Origin of the sequence: Paenarthrobacter sp. NPDC058040, assembly GCF_042885775.1 — a bacterium.
Lineage (GTDB): Bacteria > Actinomycetota > Actinomycetes > Actinomycetales > Micrococcaceae > Arthrobacter.
Genome location: NZ_JBHVRN010000014.1, coordinates 86,163 through 99,911 on the forward strand (window position 1 = coordinate 86,163; position 13,749 = coordinate 99,911).

Genomic DNA, 13,749 nt, shown 5'->3' on the forward strand with positions numbered 1-13,749 from the left:
GTGGCCGAGGAGTCCTCAGCCACCGGCTTTCAGAATACTTGTTAAACGTCGGCGGTTGCTTCGCCAACTTCGGGGGCGGCAACGGAACCACGGGCGTCGAGGTCGCGCAGCTGTCCTTCGATGTAGGCCTTCAGGCGGGAGCGGTAGTCGCGCTCGAAGCCCCGGAGCTGCTCAACCTTGCGCTCAAGGACGGAACGCTGCTGTTCGAGGGCCCCAAGGATCTTGCGGGACTTCTCCTGTGCGTCGTTGACCAAGCTGGAGGCCTCGATCTGGGCCTCGGCAATGATCTTTTCCTTCTGCTGGGCGCCGTCGGCCACATGCTTGTCGTGCATCTGCTGGGCCATGGCCAGCAGGCCTGCGGCAGACTCGGCCGAGGCCGTGTGTGCGTTGGCGGAGGGAGCCGGCGCCTTTGCAGCTTCAGCGGCAGCAGCCGCAGCGGAAGCCTGCTCTGCTTCCTTCTTCTTGGCAGCTTCGGCAGCCTTGGCTTCTGCTTCAGCCTTGGCTTCCGCTTCCTTGTCCACCTTGGCCGGGGCCGGAACCTTCTCGACGACCGGAGCCGCTGCAGTTGCCGCCGGCGTGGCCGAACCAGCTTCGCCGAGCTTCTTCCGGAGCTCGTCGTTCTCCTGGTTCAGGCGACGCAGTTCAACCACGATCTCGTCGAGGAAGTCGTCGACCTCGTCCTGGTCGTAGCCTTCGCGGAACTTGGTCGGCTGAAAGCGCTTGTTGACAACGTCTTCTGGCGTCAAAGCCATCTGGTCACCTCGTTGGTCTAGTTAGTCAGTAGGCCTTCCGGCCGTTCAAAACTACGGTACCTAAATATCATCTTGTTCCTCCAATTCAACACCATCGTGTTGATTTGGAGAATTTACGGGCCCGGGCCATTAGGACATCCGGTTCCGCTTCCTGCTAGGCGAGGTTGCCGGTCACCTGCATGCCGATGCTCACGGCGATAATCAGGATCAGGAACCCCAAGTCCAGCGAGATTCCACCCAGCTGCAAGGGGGGTATGAGCCTCCGCAAGCGTTTCAGTGGCGGGTCCGTCACCGAATAGACCACGTGCGCTGTTACCAAAGCCACACCACGGGGCCGCCACTGGCGGGCAAACATCTGCACCCATTCAAAGATCAACCTGATGATCAGAGCAATGAAAAACAGCAGCAACACAATATAGATAAGGCCGAAAACAATGCCCACGAGTTAGCTCAGATCTCCCACTTGTTCCGGAATGCCGATCGGTCCCTACTATTGCAACACAGATGCCAGGCGGGATGACCCGCCTGGCATCTAAAAACAAGGATCGCCCTCAGCTTTGGTTGAAGAAGCTTGCCTGCGATTCGGTGGCCTTCTTATCATCGCCGATGACTTCAACATACGACGGCGACAGAAGGAACACCTTGTTGGTGACCCGTTCAATGCTGCCATGCAGGCCAAAGACCAATCCGGCTGAGAAGTCCACCAGCCGCTTGGCATCCGCCTCCCCCATGTCCGTGACGTTCATGATGACGGGGATGCCATCCCGAAAGCTCTCACCAATGAGCTTCGCATCGTTGTAGGAACGGGGATGGACGGTAGTGATCTGCCTCAAGCCGGAGGCATCTTCGCGGCCGGAAGCCGCACGCTTGATGGGTGTCACGGGTGCGCGGTATTCCTCTTCGGCGTCAACTGTGGGCATTTCACGGACAACTTCCCGGACGGGGGCAGGAGCACGACGCTCTTCCCGTTCCTGCGACTGGGGGCGTTCTTCTTCGTGGTGCGCGACGGCCTGCTCAGATTCGTAGTGTTCATCGCCGTCGGCGAGCCCAAGATAGATCATTGTCTTGCGCAGAGCGCCAGCCATGGTGCACTCCTATCGTTTCTGCAGTAGGCGGGCCGCCATGACTTGACGTAGTTGGAACCCCGGCCCGTCATTCCAATACTTTGACGCTACCCCACAGGCGGACGCGAACCGAGAATATCGGAGCCGATTCTCAGGTGTGTCGCTCCGAATTTAATCGCGGATTCAAGATCCTGGCTCATGCCCGCCGAGATGCCGGCCGCCTCGGGATGCACCGCCCGAAGTTCCGCGGAGATACCGGCCAGCTTCTCGAAAGCGGCCTCGGGGTCCGCTCCCAAGGGAGCCACCGCCATCAGTCCGGCTAGTTCCAGACCGGCGGCCTCCGCGATGGCGTCAGCCAGGCCCGAGACGTCACCGGGACGTGCACCGCCCCGGTGCGCTCCGGCGTCGTCATCCAAACTGACCTGGATGTAGCACTCAAGGGCTGCCCGGCCTGTAGCGTCCTGCTCACGGGCAATTGACTTTTCCAGGGCGCCCACCAGCTGGATCCGGTCAATGGACTGGACCGAGGTTGCATACTTGGCCACCGACTTGGCCTTGTTGCCCTGGAGCTGGCCGATGAAGTGCCAGCGAAGGTCAAGATCGGTCAGCTCCGCAGCTTTGGCGGCTGCTTCCTGGTCGCGGTTCTCGCCAACATCGCGGACCCCCAATGCTGCAAGGCGGCGGACATCGGCAGCGGGATGGAACTTGGTCACCACAATCAAACCGGGACCCTCAGCTCGCCCCGCTGCGAGGGTTGCCGCATCGATGCGCCGCGTCACGGTCTCCAGACGGACCGCAAGCTCTGCACTGCGCTGGTCCGTCGCCAGGGATGGAACAGCGTCGCCGGGTCCAAAACTAGTCATGGGTCCACACCAAACCTGCGAATCGACCGGTCCGGGAATCCCGGCGGTATGAGAAGAGGGCGTCGTTCTCCAAGGTGCATGCGCCCGAGTATTTGACAGCCACCCCAAGCTCCGAAAGTTGCGCTCCAACGGCCGCAGGGAGATCCAGCGCCGGTGTGCCCCACGACGTCTGCGACCAACTGGCCGGAACGGTCCGGGCCACATCAGCCCGAAGTTCCTCGGGTACCTCGTAACACTTTCCGCAGATCGACGGACCCAGCCAGGCTTCGATGGTCCGGGCACCGCTGCGTCGCATGTGTTCGATGGTCGCAGGGACCACGCCGGAGGCAACCCCTGGACGTCCGGCATGGGCAACGGCAAGTATGGGTTCCAAGTGGTCCGACTCGCCCACGAAAACGACGGGCACGCAATCAGCAACCATGACGGCCAATGCCTGCGCCGCCGTGGCTCCGGCCACCGTCACCATGGCGTCGGCCGTGGGGCCCGGACCAAATCCGGAAATTTCCGCGACGTGATTTCCATGGACTTGGTTCATGTACTGAAACCGTGCCCCGCCTGGATTGGCTGCTGCTTCCAAGCGGAGCCGACGCTCTTCTACCTTTTCCGGGTCATCTCCCACGTGGAGTGCCAGATTACCGGCACCCACATCCGTGAAAGCGACAGAGACACCGGGACGAACTTCGCTGCGCCACCAAAACACCGGGCGTTAACTCCCTCGCTTACTTGAGGAAGTCGGGAACGTCGAGGTCGTCCGAGCGGTTGCCCGAGAGGTCCGGCTCGACGACGGCCGGAAGGTCCACGTCGAAGCCCGAATCGGCAGGCAGTGCCGCGGGGCGCTGCTGCCCCCAGTTACTGAGGCTGGCTGCACCAACCCCGGCAGTCGCATGCTGCTGGGGCGCGCTGGCCGGGGCCGCCGCGGGCGCAGCGGGACGGTCGGCGGGCACCGGGTTCTGCGCCGGACGCGACTGGTCCATGGACGGGGATGTGGCTTTGACATCGTCGAATCCCGCAGCAATAACGGTGACCCGGGCCTCGTCACCCAGGGCGTCGTCGATCACGGCACCGAAAATGATGTTCGCTTCCGGGTGGGCTACTTCCTGGACCAACCGGGCGGCCTCGTTGATTTCGAACAGACCAAGGTCCGAGCCGCCTTGGATGGACAGCAGGACACCGTGGGCGCCGTCAATGGAGGCTTCCAGCAGCGGCGACGCGATGGCGAGTTCTGCTGCCTTGACTGCACGGTCTTCACCGCGCGCGGAGCCAATGCCCATGAGTGCCGATCCAGCGCCCTGCATCACGGACTTGACGTCCGCAAAGTCAAGGTTGATCAGGCCAGGGGTGGTGATGAGGTCGGTGATGCCTTGGACACCCGAAAGAAGCACCTGGTCAGCGGAGCGGAAAGCGTCCAGGACGGAGACGTTGCGGTCGCTGATGGACAGGAGGCGGTCGTTGGGGATGACGATCAGGGTGTCGACTTCGTCGCGCAGGGCGTCGATGCCGGCCTCCGCGGAACCGGCACGACGGCGGCCCTCGAAGGTGAAGGGGCGGGTCACCACACCGATGGTCAACGCTCCGAGCGAACGGGCGATGCGTGCCACAACGGGGGCTCCACCGGTACCGGTACCGCCGCCTTCGCCGGCCGTCACGAAGACCATGTCAGCGCCGCGAAGCACCTCTTCGATCTCGTCAGCGTGATCCTCGGCGGCTTGCTTGCCAACCTCAGGGTTGGCACCTGCGCCGAGGCCACGGGTGAGTTCCCGCCCAACGTCGAGTTTGACGTCGGCGTCGCTCATGAGCAGCGCCTGCGCGTCAGTGTTGATAGCGATGAACTCGACGCCGCGAAGGCCGACTTCGATCATCCGGTTGACTGCGTTCACGCCACCGCCGCCGATGCCGACGACCTTGATGACGGCCAAGTAATTCTGCGGTGCTGCCACGTTTCGTGCCCCTTGCTTGTGTCCTATTGCGAAACTGATCGAGTCCAACGTGAATCCTTGGACCTTAACCCTCTAGTTGAAGGTTATAGTTATGTCAAGTAACTCTACAGCGACGGTATTTGCTCTGCTTCACTCATGCAATGACCGCTTGCGCGTGTCGCTTGATTGAGGAGAAATAAGGCCTTCTCCGACCGCAGGGTTACCTTCTGAAACAGCTATTTTGTGAACGGGTGCCGCGGTACGCTGACGTCGTAGACACTCACTGGAACCTTCGGATCGGCTGGCATTTTCAACAATGCCTCAAGCGCCTTCGCCTTCAGTTCCCTGTCCTCGGCATTGCCCCACACTACCGTCTTTCCGTCCACCAATTTTAGCTCCACCGCGTCCGGCGAAGCGGCCGATGCGGTGGACATTTTTGCCAGCACGTCCGCGGGCAATGTGTTCAGCACGGAAGCAATCGCCTTGAAGAGAGCGGTGTTGCCGGCTCCCGCGCCAGCGTCAATCAGCGGAAGCGCCACGGCGGACTGATCTTGGGTTGCTCCGAGCTGCACGCCATCCACGTCGACCATGACGAAAGACCCGCCTTGCTTCAGCAGCGCCACGGGAACACGCTCTTCCACGTGGACCAGCAATTCCGACGGCGGGCGCGCCTCTATGGTGGCGGACCGCACCTGGACCAACGGCTTCAGGAGCTCGTTGACCTCCTGTTCGGTCACTTGCGGAAGCGGTTTGCCCTGGACCTTGGCCAAGGCAGTCTGCACCGCATCCGGTGTCAGGAGTTTGGTCCCGTCCACCGTGATACTCCGTACTGCCAGGGCGGGTGAAAAGACGGCGCCCCCGACCACCAGGGCAACAACAGCCAGCACGGCAAGGAGAGCCCACAGCACGTGGCGCCGGGTGCGGCGGCGTTTCGGTTCCGGAAAGGCAATGACATTCCCCGGGGCAGACGCTTGGCCTGACGCCCGTGCGGAGGCTTTGTCTCCCCGCTTGGCGCGCGGGGAGGCTTTGCCCTTGGGAGAGTCCTGCACGGACGGCGCAGCTTTTCCGGAGGACGGCACGGCTACAGGTTCGATGGACCGCTCGGCGCTGATGACTCCCGGGCTCCGCTGCCCTGTGGACGCCCGGCCCGAGGCACCGCGCTGCGCGTCGCTTCCCGGCTTGAAGGTCGGCTTGCGGGTACTAGCCATCCAGCGCCTCCACGATCGTGGGTCCGTAGGCGGTAACGTCCCCCGCTCCCACGGTGAGCACCACGTCCCCGTCGCGTGCGGCCTCGACGATCGTGGCTACGGCGTCCGGCGCACCGACCATGTGGCCGTGCGAGAGCCGGTCAGCGATCAGGGCGCTTGTCACACCGGGAATCGGATCTTCCCGGGCCGGGTAGATGTCCAGGACCAGAGCGGTATCGGCAAGGTCCAGGGCCTCGGCGAACTCGGCTGCGAACTCCCTTGTCCTTGAGAAGAGGTGCGGCTGGAACAGCACATGGACCTTGTTCTGTCCGGCCACCGACTTGGCAGCCGACAGGGCCGCGCGGACCTCTGTGGGGTGGTGGGCATAGTCGTCGTAGACCCTCACTCCCCTGCCCTGGCCTTTGAATTCGAAGCGCCGCGAGGCGCCGGTGAAGTGTCCCAGGGCGGCGGCAGCTGCAGCCGGATGCACGCCGAGTTCAAGCGCCGTACCGAAGGCGGCCGCCGCATTCAAGGCATTGTGCCGTCCCGGCACCTGCAGGTTCAATGCGTGGCGGGCGCCCGCGACGGCGACCGAAACGTCCCCCGGGCCCCCGTCCGCAAGGCGGATATCGGCGTCGTCCGCTGTTCCGTAGGTGAGAACGCGGGTGGTTCCCTTTGAAGCCGTACGTTCGGCCAGGGCCCTGGCGCCCGCGTCGTCGGCGCAAGCCAGCAGGACGCCTTCGGGCGGCAACAGTTCCGCGAAGCTGTCAAAGGAGGCGTAGACGGCCTCGGCCGTGCCGTAGTGGTCAAGGTGATCCGCCTCGACGTTGGTAACCACCGCGATCAACGGCCGGTAGTTGAGGAACGAACCATCCGATTCGTCGGCCTCGGCAACGAAGATGTCAGAAGAACCACGGGCAGCGTTGACCCCCAGGGCCGGTACATTGGCGCCGATGGCAAACGTCGGGTCAAAGCCCGCTTCCTTGAGCAGGACGGCGACCATGGAGGTCGTGGTCGATTTTCCGTGCGTTCCGGCGACGGTCACCACTTTGTGGCCCGCCATGGTGGCGGCCAGCGCTTGGGACCGATGGAGCACGGGCAAGCCCGCCGCACGGGCAGCAGAGAGCTCGGGATTGTCTTCCCGGATAGCGGAGCCGGCCACGATCGTCTGGGCATCGCCCACGTTGCCGGCCGCGTAGCCGACGTTGATGCGGGCACCAGCGGACGCGAGATCGTGCATCACTGGCAGGTCCTTGGCGTCTGTGCCGCTCACGGGAACGCCGGCGGCCACCATGATCCGGGCCACGGCGGACATGCCCACCCCACCGATGCCGATGAAATGGACACGGCCAAGGGATTCCAGCGAGTCAACAGTGTGGGTCATGCGGATACCGCTTCCAGGACAAGATCAGCCATGCGCTGATCGGCGTTTCTAATACCAAGGTGCTCCGATGTCCGGGCCATGGTCTCCAAGCGCTGCCGGTCCGACAGGAGTGGGACCAGCCGGGTCTCCAGCCAGTCGGGAGTCAGTGCTTTGTCCTCGACGAGGAGCGCGGCGCCGGCCTCGACCAAGGCAGCGGCGTTCAATGCCTGCTCCCCATTGCCGATCGGCAAGGGAACAAAGACCGCCGGAACGCCGACTGCAGCCACTTCGCTGACAGTAGCGGCCCCCGCCCGGGCCAGGAGAACGTCAGCAGCGGCATAGACGTTTTCCATCCCGTCCACATACTCCACTTGGCGGTAACCTTCGGCGGCGAGCAAGCCGCCGTCGTGGTTGTGGACAGCCTTCCCCGTTCCGGTGATGTGCAGCGTCTGGATTCCTGCCGCCGCGAGGGCCGGGAGGGCGGCAGCCACGGAACGGTTGATGCTTGCCGCGCCGGAAGACCCACCGGTGACGATGAGCGCCGGCCTGTCGGTGTCCAAGCCGAGCGATGCTTTGGCGGCCGGGGCTGCTGTGGCGCGGTCCAATCCGGAAATGGCCCGGCGCATGGGCATGCCGACGTGCCGCGCGCCCCGCAGCTTGGTACCAGCGAACGCCACAGCCACGTGGTCACTGAAGCGGGCGCCAACCCGGTTGGCGAGCCCCGCCTTCATGTTGGCCTCGTGGATCACGATCGGGACGCGGCGCTTGCGTGCGGCCAAGTACATGGGCGTGCACACGTAGCCGCCGACGCCAACAAGGACGTCGGCCTTCGCATCGTCAAGGATGCGACCGGCCTGCTTCACGGCACCGGACAGGCGCCCTGGCAACTTGAGCAGGTCAAGCGACGGCCGGCGGGGAAACGGTACGCGGTCGATCGTGGCCAGCTCGTAACCCGCTGCCGGGATCAGCCTGGTTTCCATACCCGACGGCGTGCCCACCGCCAGGATGGCAGCCTCCGGACGCTTGGCCTTGATGGCGTCCGCTATGGCCAGGAGCGGAGTGATGTGGCCGGCCGTACCGCCGCCTGCAAGAACGACGGACAGCTGCTTGCCGGGCCGGGATGATTCGGGAGTCATGAAGTGCGGGTACGCTTTCGTGCGGTTTTGGGCGTTCGACGTGGCAGAAGGCGTGGTCGCTGCTGTGGGGGTAGCTGGCCCCGGGCCAAGGACAACACTACGCCCACGCCACACAGGGACATCACCAACGCCGAACCACCTGCGGAGATGAAGGGCAAAGGAACGCCGATCACGGGCAGGAGCTGCGTCACCACTGCCATGTTCATGCTTGCCTGCCCCAGGAGCCAAACCATGATGCCACCGGCGAGGGTGCGCTGGAAGGGATCGGTCTGTCGCACCACCACGCGGAAAATCGCGATGCCCAGGATAGCGAAAAGCACCAGGACAACGATGGTGCCTACCAGTCCGAGTTCCTCGCCAATGATGGCGAAAATGAAGTCGTTGTGGGCCTCGGGCAGCCAGTTGTATTTCTGCCGGCTCTGGCCAAGGCCCAAGCCCGTCCAGCTGCCTTGGGCCAGGCCGTACATGCCGTTGGTGGATTGGTAGCTGAAGTCCGAATCGGCGGTGCAGGAGTCACCTGCAACGCCGAGCCAGGCAGTGACACGGCACATGCGGTTGGGGCTGATGACGGTCATTGCCGTAGCGGCGACGGCACCGATGACTCCGGCAATGGCCAGCATCTTCCCGGGTACGCCGGCGAAGTAGAGTCCTGCCGCCACAATGGCCATGACCACGATTGCGGTGCCGAGGTCGTTGCCGATGAGGATCAAGCCAAGCACCAGTCCTGCGCCGGGAACCACGGGAATGATGACGTGCATCCAACGGTTCAGGTACTTTTCCTTCCGGGCAAGCACGGCAGCGATCCACACGCACAACACCAGCTTGGAAATCTCGGAGGGCTGGATGCTGATCCCGCCGACATCGAGCCAGTTCTGGTTGCCGAGGGCGCTGCGGCCGAAAACCTGGACGGCAATCAGGAGGACAACCACGGCGCCGAGCCCCCACCAGGACAGCTTCTTCATCCAGCTGACGTTGGTCCGGGAAATGACGTACATGGCGACGAGCCCCACGACGCCGAACATCGCCTGCTTCAGCGCATCGGCGTACGGAGACTTGCCCTCGGAGATTGCTTCCACGCTGGAGGCCGACAACACCATCATCACACCAATCGCGGTCAACGCCATGGCACACCCCAGGATGAGGTAGTACGTGGAGCTGTTGGGTGCCGCGCTCTTGCCTTCGAGGCTTTCCCAGAATGTCCTGACGTGTCCCCGAAGCCTGGCGGGCTTCTTGCCGGCAGCCTCGGAGGTCCTGGCTTTGCCGTTGCCGGCGCCACCGCGGCTGCGGGTGGGCGTGCTGACCATTGTTACTCCTCGGTGGTCTGTGCCTGCCCTTCCACGAGCTCGCGGACTGCCTGGATGAAAGCGTCGCCACGGTGAGCGTAGGAAGAGAACTGATCCATGGATGCTGCGGCCGGTGCCATGAGGACGGTATCGCCCGGCCCTGCCACTTCCGCTGCCGATGCCACGGCCTGGGCCATGATGGTCTCACCAAAGATCGGCGAGGCGGCTGCGGTCTCCACCTTTTCAGTGTCGCCCTTGGGCTGCGCGATCACGGGGACATCCGGTGCGTGTCGCCTGAGGGAGCCCTCCAGGGCCTCCGTGTCCGTACCAATGAGCACCACCGCCTTAAGCCGCGGCGCTTGCTCCTTCACAAGGTCGTCGTAGTTGACCCCCTTGGACAGGCCCCCGGCAATCCACACCACCTGGGTGAACGCCGAGAGGGCCGCTGAGGCTGCGTGCGGGTTCGTGGCCTTGGAATCGTTGATCCACAGGACATCGTTGTGCTTGGCCACAAGCTGGATGCGGTGCGCGCCGGGGAGGAAGTTGACCAGTCCCTGCTTGACGGCCGCCGGCTCCACGCCGTAGGCGCGGACCAGTGCGGCTGCTGCCAAAGCGTTGGCCACCATGTGCCGCGGAGCCACCGGTCCGAGATCGGACATGGCGGCGAGTTCCGCGGCCGAGTCCTTCCGTTCCGCAATGAAGGCCCGGTCAACCAGAAGGCCGTCTACGACGCCCACCATGCTGATGGCGGGCGTATTGGTGGTAAAGGCAATCGCCCGGCAGCCTTCGATGACGTCGGCATTCTCCACCATGCGCTCGGTTTCGATTTGCTCGGCATTGTAGATGGCAGCCTTCTGGGTGTTCTCGTACACCTTGGCCTTATCCGCCAGGTATGACTCGTAGGAGCCGTGCCAATCCACGTGGTCCTCGGCGACATTGAGGCAGACGCTGGCCACGGGAGACAAGGAGTGGCTCCAGTGGAGCTGGAAGCTGGACAACTCCACCGCAAAAGCGTCGTACTCCACGGGATCGCGCAGCGCGTCCAGGATGGGTGTGCCAACGTTCCCCACTGCAATGGCCTTGAGCCCGGCGGCCTGCAGCATTGACTCGGTCATTCCCACAGTGGTGGTTTTGCCGTTGGTTCCGGTGATCGCCAACCAGTCCGCAGTCTTCCGGCCCTCACGGACCCGGAGCCGCCATGCCAACTCCACATCGCCCCATACCGGGATGTGCTTGCGTTTTGCTGCTGCCAAGAGTGCTTGGTCGGGCCGCCATCCCGGGGATGTGACCACGAGTTCAGGTTTTTCGCCATCGATCAAGGGCAGGGCGCTGACGGCATCCTCTCCCAGGAGCACGTCCACGGCCCCCACGATCTTCAAAGTGTCGGCCTGCGCCTCGGCCTTCGCTGTGGTGGCGGCGTCCACCACCACAACCCGCGCACCAAGCTCGATCAGGGTGTCCGCAGCAGCGAAACCCGACACTCCGATTCCGGTGACCACCACGCGGAGGCCGCTCCAGTCGGAATCCCAGGTGGTGAGGTCTTTGAGACGGTCAATGGCCGACGTCGGCTCCGGCGTTCCGTTCACAGCAGCACCACCCATTCAGCGTAGAAAATTCCGAGGCCTGCAGCGACGAAGAGCCCGGCCAGGATCCAGAACCTGACCACCACCGTAACTTCCGCCCATCCCTTGAGTTCAAAGTGGTGTTGCAGCGGTGCCATCTTGAAGACCCGTTTGCCGCCGGACAACCTGAAGAAACCCACTTGGATGATCACGGACAACGTGATCAGGACGAACAGGCCACCGATGAAGGCCAGGAGCAGTTCCGTGCGGGAAAGGATGGCGAAGCCGGCTACGGCACCGCCGATCGCCAGCGATCCGGTGTCGCCCATGAAGATCTTGGCGGGCGAGGTGTTCCACCAGAGGAAACCGACCAAGGCCGCACTGAGGATGGCGGCAAGGAGCGCGAGGTCCATGGGGTCCCGCACTTGGTAGCAACCGCTCCCGGCCTCCCGGGGTGACCCGCAGGCCTGGTTGTTCTGCCAGATGCCCATGATGGTGTAGGCACCAAAGACCATGATGGACGCGCCCGCCGCAAGGCCGTCAAGCCCGTCGGTCAGGTTCACGCCGTTGGTTGCGGCTGTGATGATCAGGTTGGACCAGATGATGAAGAGGATGGCCCCCACCACCGTGCCGGCGAACGCAAGGTCCAGCCAGGGGATGTCACGCACCAGCGATATCTGTGTGGAAGCGGGCCGCAACCCGTCCTCGTTGGGGAACTGGAGCACCAGGATCGCAAAGATAATGCCCACGGCGGCCTGCAGGATGAGCTTGGCGCGGGCGTTCAGGCCCAGGCTGCGCTTGTTGGAGATTTTGATGTAATCGTCCAGGAAGCCAACGAAGCCCATGCCTACCATCAGGAACAGCAGGAGCAGGCCGGAGGCGGACGGACCAGGCGAGCGGGGATTCATCAACCACATGATCAGGTGCGTGACGAAGTAGCTCACCAGGACTGCCGCCACAACCACTGTGCCACCCATGGTGGGGGTGCCGCGCTTGGTGTGGTGCGAGGTGGGTCCGTCGTCGCGGATGAACTGCCCGTAGCTCTTGGCCACGAGGAACCGGATGAACAGGGGCGTGCCTATGAGGGCCACCAAAAGGGCGACGCCGGCGCCGATCAATAGTGCAATCACAGCAGCTCGTTCCCTTCGCTTGCGGCGTCAGTTGCCGCTTCTTCCCCGATGGGCTCGGCCCGTGGGGGTAATGCTATCCGATCGCCCAAGTGCCTCAGCCCAACACCGTTGGAGGACTTGAACAGGACCAGGTCGCCGGGCTGCAGTTCCCGCTGCAGCAGCTCATACGCTTCCTCGGCTGTCTCCGTGAACGAGCATTCGTCTCCCCAGGAACCTTCCTGGATGGCCGAGACGTACAGGGCCCGGGCTTCGCGGCCCACGACCACCAGCCTGGAGATGTTGAGTCGAACCACCTGCGTGCCTACCGCGGTGTGCTCGCGGATGGAGTCCTCCCCCAGCTCAAGCATCGCTCCCAGGACGGCCCAGGTGCGCCGTCCCTGGCCCAGGTCAGCGAGGGTCCGCAGTGCTGCACGCATGGACTCGGGGTTGGCGTTGTAAGCGTCGTTGATGATGGTGACGCCATCGGGACGTTCCGTCCGCTCCATCCGCCAACGGCTGGCAGCAGACTGGGAACTCAGCGAGGCCGCTATGTCGGCAGCGGGAATGCCCGCGGCGAATGCCGCGGATGCCGCGGCCAGGAGGTTGGTGACGTGATGGCCGCCGATGAGTTTGCTCCGTACCTCAACGGCGGGACCGCCGTCGGGCAGTACCAGGTCAAAATCAGGGTGGCCTTGTGGGTTGACCACGACGTTGCGGGCTTCCACTTCCTCGTTGGTGCCAGGTGCGGAAGTGAATCCAAGCACCCGGGCCTTGGTCCGGGACCGCATGGCGGCCACCCGGCCGTCGTCTAGGTTGATGACGGCAGTGCCGTCTTCGCCGAGGGCTTCGACGAGTTCGCCCTTGGTCTTCGCGATGTTCTCGACGCCGCCAAACTCGCCTGCGTGCGCGGTGCCCACCACCAGCACCATTCCAATGTCGGGTTTGACCATGTCCGCGAGGTACTTGATGTGGCCGAGGCCCGTGGCACCCATCTCGATGACCAGGAAGCGGGTGTCTGCGGTTGCGGTGAACACCGTAAGCGGAACGCCCACTTCGCCGTTGTAGGAACCCTGGGGCGCCACGGTTTGGCCTGCCTGGGACAGGATGCCGGCGAGAAGGTCCTTTGTGGTGGTTTTTCCGGCGGAACCCGTGATCCCGATGACGGTGAAGTCCTCGCCGCGCTGCGCTCGTGCAGCGCGGATACGGCGCACGGCTTCTGCGGCCAGGGCGCCCATGGCGATCACGGCATCGTCAACCACGACGGCGGGATACGGCTCGCCGTCGGCATCGGCAACTTCGCGTTCGCCGAGTACCAGGACGGCGCCGCGGTCAAAGGCCGCGCTGACGAAGTCGTGGCCGTCAGCGTGTTCGCCGGGCTTGGCGACGTAGAGCGAACCCGGGGTCGCTTCCCTCGAATCGGTGACGACCGAACCGGGCACGATGTCCCCGCTTCCGGTCAAACGGCCATGGGTGATGTCGGCGATCTCCGCCGCAGTAAATGCAATCATCTCGGT

Annotated in this window: 13 protein-coding genes; all 13 read right to left on the reverse strand. The window is 63.9% G+C overall.

What is annotated here, in order from left to right; genetic code table 11:
- Positions 1-41 precede the first annotated feature (41 nt).
- Positions 42-752, reverse strand: a complete 711-nt coding sequence (locus ACFVSJ_RS19030; RefSeq protein ID WP_387438547.1) for a DivIVA domain-containing protein — start codon at positions 750-752, stop codon at positions 42-44.
- Between the two features lie 154 nt (positions 753-906).
- Positions 907-1,194, reverse strand: a complete 288-nt coding sequence (locus ACFVSJ_RS19035) for a YggT family protein (RefSeq protein ID WP_387438548.1) — start codon at positions 1,192-1,194, stop codon at positions 907-909.
- 109 nt (positions 1,195-1,303) lie between these two features.
- Positions 1,304-1,837 (reverse strand): cell division protein SepF, encoded by a 534-nt coding sequence (locus ACFVSJ_RS19040; RefSeq protein WP_387438550.1) that lies wholly within the window; start codon positions 1,835-1,837, stop codon positions 1,304-1,306.
- An 86-nt stretch (positions 1,838-1,923) separates the two neighbouring features.
- Positions 1,924-2,679, reverse strand: coding sequence for a YggS family pyridoxal phosphate-dependent enzyme (locus ACFVSJ_RS19045; protein ID WP_387438551.1), 756 nt, complete (start codon positions 2,677-2,679; stop codon positions 1,924-1,926).
- Positions 2,672-3,379, reverse strand: a complete 708-nt coding sequence (locus ACFVSJ_RS19050) for a polyphenol oxidase family protein (protein ID WP_387438553.1) — start codon at positions 3,377-3,379, stop codon at positions 2,672-2,674. Before ACFVSJ_RS19050 ends, ACFVSJ_RS19045 begins: the two co-directional genes overlap by 8 nt.
- Positions 3,380-3,398: 19 nt before the next feature.
- Entirely contained in the window at positions 3,399-4,616 is a 1,218-nt protein-coding gene (gene ftsZ / locus ACFVSJ_RS19055; RefSeq protein ID WP_387438555.1) for a cell division protein FtsZ, read from the reverse strand.
- Between the two features lie 215 nt (positions 4,617-4,831).
- Positions 4,832-5,803 carry an FtsQ-type POTRA domain-containing protein gene (locus ACFVSJ_RS19060; RefSeq protein ID WP_387438556.1) on the reverse strand — a complete coding sequence of 324 codons (972 nt, stop codon included), beginning with the start codon at positions 5,801-5,803 and terminating at the stop codon, positions 4,832-4,834.
- Positions 5,796-7,166 carry a UDP-N-acetylmuramate--L-alanine ligase gene (gene murC / locus ACFVSJ_RS19065; RefSeq protein WP_387438558.1) on the reverse strand — a complete coding sequence of 457 codons (1,371 nt, stop codon included), beginning with the start codon at positions 7,164-7,166 and terminating at the stop codon, positions 5,796-5,798. The genes ACFVSJ_RS19060 and murC overlap by 8 nt, the downstream gene beginning before the upstream one ends.
- Positions 7,163-8,281: an undecaprenyldiphospho-muramoylpentapeptide beta-N-acetylglucosaminyltransferase gene (gene murG / locus ACFVSJ_RS19070; RefSeq protein ID WP_387438560.1), complete on the reverse strand. Its 1,119-nt coding sequence runs from the start codon at positions 8,279-8,281 to the stop codon at positions 7,163-7,165. Before murG ends, murC begins: the two co-directional genes overlap by 4 nt.
- Complete coding sequence (gene ftsW, locus ACFVSJ_RS19075; protein ID WP_387438562.1) at positions 8,278-9,585, reverse strand: putative lipid II flippase FtsW; 1,308 nt, start codon at positions 9,583-9,585, stop codon at positions 8,278-8,280. Before ftsW ends, murG begins: the two co-directional genes overlap by 4 nt.
- A 2-nt stretch (positions 9,586-9,587) precedes the next feature.
- Complete coding sequence (murD, locus tag ACFVSJ_RS19080) at positions 9,588-11,165, reverse strand: UDP-N-acetylmuramoyl-L-alanine--D-glutamate ligase (RefSeq protein ID WP_387438563.1); 1,578 nt, start codon at positions 11,163-11,165, stop codon at positions 9,588-9,590.
- Entirely contained in the window at positions 11,147-12,256 is a 1,110-nt protein-coding gene (mraY, locus tag ACFVSJ_RS19085; protein ID WP_387438565.1) for a phospho-N-acetylmuramoyl-pentapeptide-transferase, read from the reverse strand. Before mraY ends, murD begins: the two co-directional genes overlap by 19 nt.
- Positions 12,253-13,743 (reverse strand): UDP-N-acetylmuramoyl-tripeptide--D-alanyl-D-alanine ligase, encoded by a 1,491-nt coding sequence (gene murF, locus ACFVSJ_RS19090; protein WP_387438566.1) that lies wholly within the window; start codon positions 13,741-13,743, stop codon positions 12,253-12,255. Before murF ends, mraY begins: the two co-directional genes overlap by 4 nt.
- Between the last annotated feature and the right edge of the window lie 6 nt (positions 13,744-13,749).